Origin of the sequence: Hugenholtzia roseola DSM 9546 (assembly GCF_000422585.1) — a bacterium.
GTDB lineage: Bacteria > Bacteroidota > Bacteroidia > Cytophagales > Bernardetiaceae > Hugenholtzia > Hugenholtzia roseola.
This window is the reverse complement of the sequence record NZ_KE383885.1, coordinates 132747-145959: the sequence shown is the minus strand read 5'-3', so window position 1 is coordinate 145959 and position 13213 is coordinate 132747. Positions and strand designations below refer to the sequence as shown.

Here is a 13213-nt window from a genome sequence, read left to right as displayed (position 1 = left end):
AGATAAAAGTCTGTTCTATAAATTAAGCCAATAGGAAAGTTTGAGAACCAAAGCGCGGTTTTTAGTCTGAAAATCTTGGGGAAAATAATTTTCTGAATAGACTAAAAATAGGTCTGATACGGGTTTGAAACGCCATTGTAGGCGTGCATTGAGGTTGATGTTCTCAATTTGGTTGTTGTATTGTAAAAAAGTAGTAAGAAAAAGTTTATCAGTAAAAGAAACATCTATACGCGGGCTTATAATCCAAAGTTTGACGCTATTATAGGGGGCAGGAAGCTGTATATCATTGTGAGCAAGGCTCAAAGCGATTGCGCCGTAGGGTTGAAAGCGGTAGTTGAGGGTTGTTTCCACATTTGTACGGTTGCCTGTGTAATAGGCACTTCTATCCAAACTCGCCTCGATATTGAATCGCTTTCTTCTATCGGAATAGTAATAGAGCCAAAAGCCACTGTTTTGGATTTGCGAACCTATCTCGAAGACTTCGCCGCCTGTGTTGGTAGGGTCGAAGGGAAAGAAAAGCCGCAGGAAATCCCTATAATAGCCTGCTTCTATGTAACTTTGGTTAAGAAAAAGAAAATTATATTGTAGCGAAAAATTGCGGTCGTTTAGATTAAAGTATAAATCGGTATAAAAATTCAAATAGCCGTAGATGCCATGTCGATTGATGATTTTAGATTTGGGGTAGAAATTGTAGCCTGCCCAATATTCAAATCGCCAATGAGAATTGCGCAAGACAAAGCCAATATCGTTGATGTTGTAATTTTTCCCAACCAGCTCGTGATTCCAAGCGGCATAAAAGCGGCGCGAATTGTAGGCTAAATAAGCGGCATGGGCGTAGGTTTCTCTAAGGAGTTCATTTTTTCCGCTGTTGGGGTCGGGTAGGAAGGCACGATGGTAGAACACTTTGCCGCGCCACTTGTTATCTGCCGATTGCACATTGTAATCCAAACCTGCAATTCGCGTAAAGCGTGATGCCCCCTCTGCAAGACTGCCGAAAGTCTGACGATTGATAAAAATACCCGCCACATTAGAGCGGCTAAAAAGTTGTCTTTGAAAGGCGGCTACTGTATAATTTTGGCTATTGATGCCTGCCGCCGCATCTTTTGCCGTCTGCATATTGAGCAAACCGACACGCCAATTCTTGTCAATCTTGCCGCTCAATCTTGCGCCATAATAAATCGGATTCTGAACAATTAGCCCTGTGGTTGTATCTCTGCCAATGCCAATGCGTCGCGAAAAAAACGGTCGGATTCGCGAAAAGCCAAAACGCTCGAAAAGGTCGCTATTTTCTAAAAAAAACTGCCTTCGTTCAGGAAAAAATATTTCAAACCTATCTAAATTTGTAACTTGTCTATCTACTTCTACCTGCGAAAAATCGGGATTGACAGTAAGGTCTAAATTGAGCGAAGGCGTTACGGCGATTTTGGCATCAAAGCCTGCATTGGCTTGATAGTCAGTCTTTTCTTGGTCTAATTTGTTGTCGGAAGTGCTGCCTGTCAAATAGGGAATGAGTGAGATATTAGCTCCTTTTTTTTCAATTTTTTCCTCAAAAACTAAATCACCTGTAAAAGCTAAGGCAGCCACGCTGAAATTGATGGGAACACGCACCCAAGCGGAAATTTCGTTTCGGCGCACGTCATTTCGCGCGAAATTGACCTTCCACGTATTTTTTTCGGGCGGAAAACGCAGCGTCTTAAAGGGAATCGCCATTTCTACTGTCCAGAAGCCCTCCTGAATTTGGGCAGCCGAATACCATTTATTGTCCCAACTGGCAGAAATATTGTCGCCCTCGAAAATAAGCCCTTCTAATTGCACATTGTAGGGCGAAACGGAAAAGGTAAAACCATTGAGTTGGTCTTGTGAAGGGTTGAGATAGACTGTAAAATTGTCATTGAGTTCCCAATCAAAATCGCGGCGCAGGGAAGTAACGACAAAATCATTCGCCGCATTTCCCCTACAAACGGCGGAGATGTATAAAAAATTTGCATCAAAAAGTAGGCGCACTTCTGTTTGCGATTGTGCAGGGAGCGTATCTATGGGAAAATTTTGGGTAAAATTAGAAACAATACTTGCTTTCTGCCAAGCTGCTTCTTCTAAAAATCCGTCTAAGTTTATTTTCTCACTTGTTTTTTCAACAAAAGCCGTCGAGGATTGTGCATTTATATTAGATAAAAAAATGAATGTAAATAAAAAAAAAGCCAGAAGCAGTATCGGTTTTCGAAACAACATAGCAACTAAGGGATTAGAGAGGTTTTAAGGTTGCAAACTTACAAAAAGAAAGCAGGCGGATTCCCTTCTTTGCAAAAAAAATCTAACTTCGGACAAACACAACTGTAGCGCGAAGCTCCAACTTCGCGCCTCATAAACCGTCGTCGCGGTTTTTTATTTTTAAAAATTGTAGCGTGAAGCTCCAGCTTCGTGTGTTTGCATACAAGTCAAAGATTCATTTTCACAAATTACACAAAAAATCTAATTTTTATTTTTGAAAATCTGACCTGCCCAACTGGTTTGTGCAATACCCAAAAGCACGACTGTAAGGGAGGAAAGCGGCATCAAAATAGCGGCAAATAGTGGCGAAAGTGTGCCTTGTACGGCTACACTAAGTCCTACGATATTGTATAGCATAGAAAAGACAAACCCAACTTTTACGGCTTTGATGCTTTTTTTCGCATAAATTAAGTAATTAGATAAGTTTTCTAAGTGCAGGGGAGCGGCAGGATTCCAGATGGCATCACAGGCGGGTGAAAAATTGGACATGTCGTCGGAAAGGGCGATTCCTACATCACTTTGCCTAAGTGCGCCTGCGTCGTTTAGCCCATCTCCCAACATCAAAACTTTTGTACGCTTATCTTTCTGTAAATCAGCAATATAGCGCATTTTACTTTCAGGTGTTTGGTTGAATAGAAGTGGCGTTTCTGTACCAAAAATCGCTTCCATGCGCTTGCGCTCGCCTTCGTTGTCGCCTGAAAGGAGGGAGATTTGAAAGCCTTTGCGCTGCACTTTGCTGTTTTTTAGGGTGTGTATCAAATCTTTCGCGCCTTTTCTAAAAGTATTTTGAATAGCAAAGTATCCTACCAAAACCCCAGAAATTTCCAAAAAGACGCGCGTTTGCAAGTTTGAAGAAGTAGGTAATTTTTGTAAGTTTTCCTTATGCCCATTTAGCAGCCAAGCCTGACTTCCCAAACGGATGGCAACGCTTTTTTCTGTTTGTTTTTCCTTTATTTTCAAAATGGTTTCTATGCCTTTTCCTGCAATTTCTTCGAAGGAGTCCAAACGGAGCGCGTCTGTAAAAAGGCAAGCCCCTAATTTTTCTTGTGCGTATTGATTGAGGGCGCGACTAAGTGGGTGAGTAGAAGGGCGTGTGGCTAAAAGTATCATTTCCCACTGTTTTTCTGCTAAAATTGTATGATTTTCGAAGCCCTGCCATAAAATTTCGCTGTGTGTGGGGTCGGTCAGTGTGCCTGTTTTATCGAAAACAAGGTGCTTTATTTTGGCTAATTTTTCAATCACTTGAATATCTTTGACAAAAAGCCCATTTTTTGCCAAAACGCGAAGGGCATTGCCCAGTGCAAAGGGCGCATTGAGAGCCAAAGCACAGGGGCAGGCAATAATCAGAACGGCGGTAAAGACATTGACGGCTACGCCAGCGTCGGCTTTCCAAGTCCAGTAGATGCCGCCCAAAATGGCTATCGCCATGATAGCGTAGGTAAAATAGCCCGCCACGCGATTGGTGAAGGTATCGAGTCCTAAAAAGTCTTGTTTTTTGAAGATGTCGGCGTTCCAAAGTTGGGTCAGATAGCTTTGTGAAACGGCTTTTGTGCAGAGCAATTCTATCACTTCGCCTTTTTGCCTGCCGCCTGCATAAATATTTTCGCCGATACCGATAGCGGCAGGAGTGGCTTCGCCCGTAACGAAGCTATAATCGATGCGTGCTTTTCCGCTCAAAAGGGTAGAGTCGGCAGGGATAACTTCTTCATTTCGGATAAGAAAAACATCATTTTTTTGTAGATTGGCAATCGGAATGGTCGTGAGTGTGCCGTCTTTTTGTTTTAAAGTTACGGCAATAGGAAAATAAGATTTGTAATCTCTTTCAAAAGAGATTTGGTCGAAGGTGCGCTGTTGAAACCATTTTCCTATCAGAAGCAAAAAGATAAGGGCAGCCAAAGAGTCGAGGTAGCCCGCTCCTGTATGGGTGAGGATTTCGAAAATGCTGCGTCCGAAAAGAGCCAAAATACCCAGCGAAAGTGGTACGTCTAAATTTACGCCCCTATGTTTGAGGGCTTGATAGGCAGAAAGAAAATAATCTTTTGCCCCAATAAACAAGACGGGCAGCGAAAGCAAGATATTGAGATACCCAAAAACGCTGATATAAAGTGCGTCTAAATCGTTCAAACCCAGATAGTCGGGAAAGCTCATGAGCATGATATTGCCAAAGCAAAAGCCTGTGATGCCCAATTTAATGAGAAAGCCCTTGTCGTGCGAGGAAACGCGCTTTTTTTCACTTTGCTCGAAGGAAAAAACAGGTGGGTAGCCCAAAGAAGCCAAAAGCACAACTACCTCGTGCAGGCTTATTTGGTTACAATCGTAGGTGAGATAAAGTTCTTTGCGCAGATAATTGACCTTTGAAAGCAAAATGCGCGGCTCGAATTGGGGCAGTTTTTCTAATAGCCAAAGACAGGAGGTACAATGAATATTGGGCAAATACAAAGTAATTTTAGACTTTTTGCCATCTGTAAAATCAATAAGGGTTTCAACTAAGGCAGTATCGTGCAGGAAAGCCCATTTTTCAGATAGCTTTTCTTTTGAAAGACTTTTATCTTTCAAACTAATGCCTGCTTTTTGGTTTAAATCATAAAAATTGGTGAGGTTATGCGCACTCAAAATCTGATAGACATTTTGGCAGCCCACACAGCAAAAATCTTTGCCATCTTGTTGTAAAATTTCATCTTGGCAGGGTTCGCCACAATGATAACAATCGGGCTTGGCGAGGGCTATTTTTTTTTCTTTTTCTTGCAGCATAAAAAAAAGCGTTTGGGGTTTGATGCTACAAAGGTAGGGCGAAAAAAAGCCGCAAACTATGATAAATATCAGCAAAAAACCCAATAGAGAAAATGCCTTCTATTGGGTTTTGAGTCTTTGTATCAAAAGAAAAAAGTGGGGAAAACTTAGTTTAGGGGCGCATTACAACCTTTGCACTTGGTAGAGCCAGCTTCATTTTTTACTTGACAATACTGACAAGTGATGAATTGCGCTTTTTGCTCCTCTACTTTCTTGACAGAATCTTGTGCCTGCTGCTGTGCCTGCTGTTCGGTGGTTTGTTTTTGCTTGTCTTGTGCCAATTTTTCTATGCGTGTGATAGATTCGGTTGCCTCTTCGATGGCTTTTTTGGCAAGGCGTGTTGCGGAGGTGGCATCTTCGAGCGTCGTTCCGCCTTTGCTGATGGCAGCCTCTGCCTTTTGCAACGCCATGCGTGCTTCCTCTATGGCGCGATTGGCGTTGGCGCGATTGGCTTCATCGAGGGTTTGCGCACCAAGTTTGTCCATTTTTTCGCGCAAAGTCTTTTTCTCTTTGTCAAAATTGCGGAGGTAGCGGGCAAATTCGCCAAATGCCATTTCGTTGGCGGCAGCCATTTTTTCGATGCGCTCTTTTTCGTCTTTGATGCCTTCGGCGGCTTTCATGGCTTGCTGTGCCGCTTCTAATTGCGACTCTAAAACGCTCTTGAAAGCAGGGTAGCTAAGTGCCAAATCCTTGACGGCTTTCTGATTGCTTTCCCAACTTTTCTGTTCGCCTTCTACACTTTTAGAACAAGCCGTAAAGCCTAAAAGGGCAAAAAGTAGAGCCAAGAGTGCAAGGGGAGTGTGTTTTTTGTTCATCTTGAAAAGCGTTAAAATAAGGTAATACGATTTGAAAAGTTAAAAATAGTGAAAATTCCCTAAGTGCGCAAAAATAATACCCACAATTTTTCTAAATTGTATTTTTTCTGGTCGCTCTTTGTGTAATTTTAGGCTTCCTTTCGCTTTTGCCCTTTCACTCAAAATCCGCGCCTATGTCTGGCATCTATTTTCATATCCCTTTTTGCAAACAAGCCTGCCATTATTGCGACTTTCACTTCGTAACAAGTTTGCGCCACAAAGAAAAACTTTTGGAGATGATGCAAAAAGAAGTTCGCCTACGAAAGCAGTTTTTCCCCACTACGCAAGCCCTACAAAGCGTCTATTTTGGCGGCGGCACGCCTTCGCTATTAGAAGCCAAAGACATAGCGGGTTTGCTCAAAACGGTGCGCAAATATTTTACCCTTGCACCGAAGGCAGAAATTACCTTAGAGGCAAATCCTGATGATTTGACAGAAGACAAATTGCGACAATTTTGGGAAATTGGCATCAACCGCCTAAGTATCGGGATTCAGTCTTTTGATGAACAGGTCTTGAAATTTATGAACCGTAGCCATAGCGCGGCAGAGGCGCGTGCCTGTGTAGAAAGGGCGCGAGCGGTGGGCTTTAATCGGCTATCGCTCGATTTGATTTATGCCTATCCCAATAGCACGATTGCCGCTTTGGAAAAAGATTTAGACATTGCCATCAATTTGGGTATAGACCATTTATCGGCTTATACCCTAACGATAGAACCCAAAACTGCTTTCGGCAATGCCCTTAAAAAGGGTAGATTGCAGGAATTAGAGGAAGATTTGGCAGCCGAACAGTTTTCTTTTTTGGTAGAAAAACTCGAAAAGGCGGGCTTCGAGCAATATGAAATTTCTAATTTCGCTAAAAATGGGGCGTATGCCGTACACAATACCGCCTATTGGCAGGAAAAGCCCTATTTAGGAATTGGGGCTTCGGCGCATAGCTATGATGGGAAAGAGCGATTTGTAAATTTTGACAACAACCACAAATATATGACTGCCCTCGAAAAGGGTGAAAAACCCTATTCGATAGAAACCCTTTCGCCACAGGAGCGGCTCAATGACTACATTCTCACTTCTTTGCGCACCATTTGGGGGACAGATTTGGTAAAAATAAAAAACCAGTGGCATTACGATTTATATCAAAAAAATTTCAACCTCCTTTCTTCTTACCAAAAGCAAAATTTGCTTACCTTCGACAAAACCTCCATCAAACTCACCAAAGCAGGGCGACTCTTGGCTGACGAAATCGCTTGGCGGCTTTTTTGGTAGTAAAATGTATTTTTTTTAGAATTTTTTAACTAATTTCACTCCACTGAATTGGCTCTTTTTTCCTTAGTGCTTCGAGCTGTTGCTTCAAGATTTGGTATTGGGTTAGTTGTGGGTCGGCTTCTAAGATGTCGAGGGCATTTTGGCGTGCGGTCGTCAAAATTTCACCATCTTGGGCAAGGTCGGCAATGGTAAGCGAAACGGCACCACTTTGCTGTGTGCCTGCCAAATTGCCTGCCCCTCTCAATTTGAGGTCTTCGTCCGCAATTTCAAAGCCATTATTGGTTCTGACCATCGTATCCATGCGCCTTTTGCCATCTGCCGAAAGTTTGTGCGAAGTCATCAGGATACAGTAGGATTGGTAGCCGCCTCGCCCTACGCGCCCACGAAGTTGGTGTAGCTGCGAAAGACCAAATCGCTCTGCATTTTCGATAATCATCACCGAAGCATTGGGGACATTCACGCCAACCTCGATAACGGTAGTGGCAACCATAATCTTGGTTTCACCTTTTACAAAACGCTGCATCTCAAAATCCTTATCTTTGGGCAACATTCTGCCATGCAAAATGCCTATGGGAATGTCGGGAAAGGCGCGTTTGACACTTTCATAACCATCTTCCAAACTCTTTAAGTCCATTTTTTCGGATTCTTCAATCAGCGGATACACGATATAAACCTGCCTTCCTTCCTGAATTTGGTGGCGCAAAAAGCCGAAAACGCGCAAACGGTGTGCATCAAAGCGATGGACGGTCTTGATGGGTTTGCGTCCTGCGGGTAGTTCGTCGATGAGCGAGAGGTCGAGGTCGCCGTATAGCGTCATGGCAAGGGTACGCGGAATGGGGGTCGCGGTCATGACCAAGATATGGGGAAACGCTTGGTCATTTTTTTGCCAAAGTTTTGCCCTTTGTGCTACGCCAAAACGGTGCTGTTCGTCGATGATACACAAGCCCAAATTTTTAAATTGTACCCTATCTTCCAAAAGTGCATGCGTGCCGACAATCATATCGAGCTGTCCGTCTGCCAATTCTTCCAATAAAACGCGCCTTGTTTTTTCTTTCGTCGAGCCTGTGAGCAGTGTAATCTTGATGCCTAATTTTTTAGCAAAAACTAATAGGCTTTGGTAGTGCTGTTCGGCTAAAATTTCGGTAGGAGCCATCAGGCAGCTCTGTGCGCCATTGTCATACGCCATAAGCATGCAAATAAAGGCAACAATCGTCTTGCCACTACCTACGTCGCCTTGCAGGAGGCGGTTCATCTGTTTGCCACTTTTGAGGTCTTGATAAATTTCGCGCAAGACCCTCTTTTGGGCGTTGGTCAAATCAAAGGGCAGATGCTCTTTATAGAAAAGATTTAGTTTTTCTACTTTCGAAAAGATGATACCCGCATTGTTTTCTATGCGAGCCACTCTGCCTTGCAAGAGTTGTAACTGAATAAAAAAGAGTTCTTCGTATTTGAGCCTTCTTCGGGCTTGCCGCAAAAGTGGTTCGTTTTTGGGGAAATGAATAGAAATAAGGGCGTTTCGGCGGTCTAAAAGTTGGTTTTGGCTTAGAAGCGAATCGGGTAGGCTTTCGCGAATTTCTTTATGAACGGTGCGCAAGAGTTCTTTCTGCAATTCTACCAAAGCGCGACTATCCATGCCCACACGCTTGCATTTTTCGGTGGTATGATAGACGGGAATGAGGCTTGTTTTTTTCTCCTTTTCAGGGCTAAAAAGTTCGAAATCGGGGTGCGAAATGCTAAAATTGCGTCCGTAGAGATTGGGCTTGCCATAAACGATATAGGTCTTGCCTTCTGTTAGTTTATTTTTTATCCAATTTGCCCCTGAAAACCAAACCAATTTGACTATACCTGTGTCGTCTTCTAAGGTTGCTTCCAAGCGTTTTTTCGTTCCTTCGCCCCAAAGTTGTATGTTGCGCATGATGCCTTTTAGCTGCACAGCCGCATTTTCTTCGGTAATATCGCCGATATGATGAAAAGAGCTACGGTCTTCGTATCGAAAGGGATAGTACAAAAGCAGGTCGGCAAATGTATAAATTTGCAGTTCTGTTTTCAAAATATCAGCTCTTTTTTCGCCTACACCCTTTAAAAAGGCGATAGGCGTTTGGAAAAGATTATCAGAGCGCGAAGGAAAAGCCGCTTGGTTGTCCATATAAAGTTCGTTTTAAATCCAGAGTAGGGAAAAGGCACTGCTTTGTCCGAAGTTTGAGTGGAATAAAATTTTTTCCAGACCTAAAAAACAAATAAAAGCCCAATTTTATTCCCTTATGATTGCCTAAACTCATACGCGCCTACGTCGGTAGAAAGCATTTTTATCACAACCGACATTTTGCCTTTTAGTAGGGTCTGCTCCAAAGTTTTTTCTAAAATGGGCATCAAAATTTGCCACTCCCCAAAAAGTTGGCTGCTCATGCCATTGACACGCAGGTAGTTCTGCACTTGGGTAGCTTCGGGCAGCACGGCAAGCCTTGCCTGCAAGTCTTCGATAAAGCCCCTGACCAAAGGGCGGTAGTTATCTTGTAAAGGATATAAACTAATTTCTACGGAAATACGCATGCTAAACTTGGGTTAGGATTTTGTCTTTTGCGAACAAGCCGATTTTTGTGTAGCTTTGTTTGCCTGCCGCGCTCTATTTTTCTTGTGGCAAAATAGAGAAAGGCAGTTGGGAAAGGGAATGAGGCAAAAATAATAAAAAAAGTGGGAATTGACTTCTCTTGAAGCTATTTTCTGCTCTTTTTTTAGCGTTTGATGCGTTCTTTGGTTGCTATTTTAAAAAATGATTAAAAAACAAGAGATGAATACAACACTTCAAAATAGCGTCGTGCTGGTTACAGGCGGTGCTGGTTTTATTGGTTCTAATTTGTGTGAAAAATTTTTAAGCCAAAATAATCAAGTGATTTGCTTGGATAATTTCCTAACGGGCAAAAGGGAAAATATTGCAGACTTTTTAACGCACCCCAATTTCAAGCTCATCGAAGGCGATATTCGGCAGCTCGAAACCTGCTTGGCTGCCACCGAAGGCGTAGAGGTAGTCTTGCATCAGGCAGCTTTGGGGAGCGTGCCGCGCTCGATAGAAAATCCTATCCTAACCAACGACATCAATATTTCGGGCATGCTCAATATGCTTTGGGCGGCAAAAGAAAACAAGGTGCGCCGTTTTGTCTATGCTGCCAGTTCTTCTACTTACGGCGACTCGGAAAAACTGCCCAAAGTAGAAGAAAACATAGGAAAACCGCTTTCGCCCTATGCCATCACCAAATACGTCAATGAACTGTATGCGCAAAATTTTGCAGCCTTATATGGCTTAGAGGTAGTGGGATTGCGATATTTTAATGTTTTCGGACGCAGACAAGACCCCGCAGGCGCGTATGCCGCCGTCATTCCGAAATTTATTATGCTTTTGATGCAAAAAAAACAACCAACCATCAATGGAAAAGGCGATTATTCCCGCGATTTTACGTATATTGACAACGTTTTGCAAATCAATGAATTAGCCGCCCAAACCCAAAATCCGCAGGCACTCAACACAGTCTATAACGTCGCCTGTGGAGGGCGCACTTCACTTTTAGAAATGTACCAAATTTTACGACATTATTTAGCACAATACGACTCTCAAATTGCGACCCTCGACCCTATCTTTGCGCCTTACCGGAAGGGCGATATTCCTCATTCGCAGGCAAGTATAGAAAAGGCGGTGCAGTATTTGGGCTACCGTCCTACCCACAATTTCGAGGCAGGGGTGCGGGCAGCGATAGATTGGTATTGGCATCATTTATAGCTTTTTAGGCGAAAAAGGCAAAAAAACTTTTTTCGCCCTTTCTCTATCCTTTTTATTTTTACAAAAAAACCAACTATGCCTTCTCACAATAAAATTCAAGACTTGGAAAATAAATTTGCCCACTTGCAAGCCGAACTTTTCCAAGCCCTCAAAAATTTGAAAGCCGAGCTGGAGGCTTCTAATCTGGAAGTAGGAGCGGTAAATCGCCGTCTGGAATTGGTGGTGGAAGGTGTGGATTTTGGTATATGGGAATGGCAGGCAGAGGATAAGCACAATTTATACCTTTCCGATTATTGCTGCAAAATGCTGCAAATAGAGCGCGAAGAAGCCAAGCCCACCTTTTTGCAAATCAAATCGCTGCTTTTTCCCAAAGACAAAGAAAGGCTCAAAATATTGGCAGAAAGGCATATTCGCTATGACGAAAAAATGCAAATGGATTTGAGAATCAAAGTAGGAACAATCTACAAATGGTTTCGCGTGCATGGCAAATGCGAAAAAGACGCACAAGGGCAGCCCTTGCGCATGGCAGGTTCTATCTCTGATATTGATGCCGAAAAAAGCGACCAAATAGAAAAGCAGCAACTCTACGACGAGCTTATGGCGACCAATGAAGAACTTTCGGCTATGAATGAAACCTTTGCCGAGATAAACGAAAAATTGCGCCTCGCCAATGAGGTCATCACCCAACAGGCAGAGGATTTGGTGCGCCAAACCGAAGGCAGGCTGCAAACCATTTTAGAAACCCTTGCCGATAGCATCTGGACATTAGACCTCAAAACGGGGCAGCTACAATTTCTCAACTCCGCCATAGAAAGCATTACGGGCTATAAGCGCGATTTTTTAGAAAAAAATATACGCTTCGATACACACTCCAACGCGCTTAATTTGCAGGAAAAAAGTCTGCTCTCTTTTGCCCAAATCGTTCATGAAAGAGATAGGGAAAGTGTGTTGGCTGCCCTACAACTTTCGGCGGCTTCGCCTGCCTCTGATGTTACTTTTCGCATCTTTCGCAAAAATGGAAAAATCGCATGGCTTTGGCTGCAAACTTGGTTAGTGCTTTCCGAAGCGGGCGAGGCAGTGCAGGTTAGTGGTATGATTAGCGACATTACGGCACAAAAAGAGGCAGAATTGGCGCGTATTTTATCCGAAGAAAGTTTCCGCCAGACGATGGAAAAGATGCGTTTGATTTGTATTGGGTTAGATACAGAGGGGAAAGTTAATTTTGTAAATGATTTTGCCTTAGAAAGATTAGGCTATTTGCGAAAAGAAGTAATGGGCAGCAGTTGGTTTGATGTTTTTTTGCCAGAGAAGGAGAGAGAGCGTGTAAAGGCTGGTTTTTTTGAAAAAATAAGACACAACCGCACAATGGAATACAACGCCGAAAATTCTATCCTCACCAAAAGAGGTAGAATCCGCGTGATTGCGTGGAACAACACCACTTTGCGCGACACACAAGGTAAAATTATCGGCACTATCAGTATCGGACAGGACGTAAGTGAGCAGCGGCAAGCCGAAAATGAAAAAAAGGAAGCTATCCAACAGCTTATCCAACAAAACAACAACTTACGCGATTTTTCCTATATCACTTCTCACAACCTACGCGCACCTGTGGCGCGAATCTTGGGGCTTACTTCGGTCTTGAATGAGGAGGAAATCAAAGACGAATGGAACAAAACGGTAGTGGGGCATCTCAAAACTTCGGCGCAGAGTTTAGATGAAGTGATTAAAGACCTCTCTAAAATTTTGGAGGTACGCACAAAAATAGACGAAAAGCGCGAGCGTGTCCGTTTTTCCTCCATTTTCCAACAAACAGTAGAAAATTTGCGCGACCATATTCTCAAACATCAGGTAGAACTTTTTACAGACTTTTCGCAAATAGATGATTTTTTTGCCGTAAAAAGTTACATTCAAAGTATTTTCTTTAATCTTATTTCCAATGCCATCAAATACAAGAGTGAGGCTCTGCCTATCATTAGCATCTGGACGGAGCAAAAAGACCAAAAAATGCGCCTCTACTTTCAAGACAACGGCGTGGGCATTGATTTGAAGACCTACAAAGACAAAATCTTTACCCTCTATCAGCGTTTTCACCTTCACATCGAGGGAAAAGGTATCGGGCTTTACTTGGTAAAAACACAGGTAGAAGCCTTAGGCGGTAAAATTGATATAGAGAGCGAAGTAGGAAAAGGAACGACTTTCAAAATTACTTTTCCGCTCTATTAGTTTTCCCCAAAAATCTCGACACAAGAAATCTCAACCCCTAAAAA

At 42.9% G+C, this 13213-nt stretch carries 8 protein-coding genes; 3 read left to right on the top strand and 5 right to left on the bottom strand.

The genetic code is table 11. The features are described 5' to 3' along the window. Positions 1–15 precede the first annotated feature (15 nt). The 3 genes from G500_RS0118380 to G500_RS0118365 form a co-directional block, all read right to left on the bottom strand. On the bottom strand, positions 16–2229 hold the full coding sequence (locus tag G500_RS0118380; protein WP_051203868.1) for a DUF5916 domain-containing protein: 2214 nt from the start codon (positions 2227–2229) through the stop codon (positions 16–18). Between the two features lie 240 nt (positions 2230–2469). Further along, positions 2470–5019, bottom strand: coding sequence for a heavy metal translocating P-type ATPase (locus tag G500_RS24185; RefSeq protein ID WP_154657222.1), 2550 nt, complete (start codon positions 5017–5019; stop codon positions 2470–2472). A 146-nt stretch (positions 5020–5165) separates the two neighbouring features. Next, on the bottom strand, positions 5166–5873 hold the full coding sequence (locus G500_RS0118365; RefSeq protein ID WP_027003602.1) for a hypothetical protein: 708 nt from the start codon (positions 5871–5873) through the stop codon (positions 5166–5168). 173 nt (positions 5874–6046) lie between these two features. On the opposite strand from G500_RS0118365, the gene hemW reads away from it, so the two are divergent. Further along, complete coding sequence (gene hemW, locus G500_RS0118360) at positions 6047–7174, top strand: radical SAM family heme chaperone HemW (RefSeq protein ID WP_027003601.1); 1128 nt, start codon at positions 6047–6049, stop codon at positions 7172–7174. Between the two features lie 25 nt (positions 7175–7199). On the opposite strand, the gene recG is transcribed toward hemW, so the two are convergent. Next, a complete protein-coding gene (gene recG / locus G500_RS0118355) occupies positions 7200–9320 on the bottom strand; it encodes an ATP-dependent DNA helicase RecG (protein WP_051203864.1) in 2121 nt (706 codons plus the stop codon). 113 nt (positions 9321–9433) lie between these two features. After that, positions 9434–9724: a hypothetical protein gene (locus G500_RS0118350; RefSeq protein WP_027003599.1), complete on the bottom strand. Its 291-nt coding sequence runs from the start codon at positions 9722–9724 to the stop codon at positions 9434–9436. Positions 9725–9962: 238 nt separating this feature from the next. On the opposite strand from G500_RS0118350, the gene G500_RS0118345 reads away from it, so the two are divergent. Both G500_RS0118345 and G500_RS0118335 read left to right on the top strand, forming a co-directional pair. Beyond that, positions 9963–10946 (top strand): SDR family oxidoreductase, encoded by a 984-nt coding sequence (locus G500_RS0118345; RefSeq protein ID WP_027003598.1) that lies wholly within the window; start codon positions 9963–9965, stop codon positions 10944–10946. A 75-nt stretch (positions 10947–11021) separates the two neighbouring features. Next, entirely contained in the window at positions 11022–13169 is a 2148-nt protein-coding gene (locus G500_RS0118335; RefSeq protein WP_027003597.1) for a PAS domain-containing sensor histidine kinase, read from the top strand. The last annotated feature ends 44 nt before the right edge of the window (positions 13170–13213 follow it).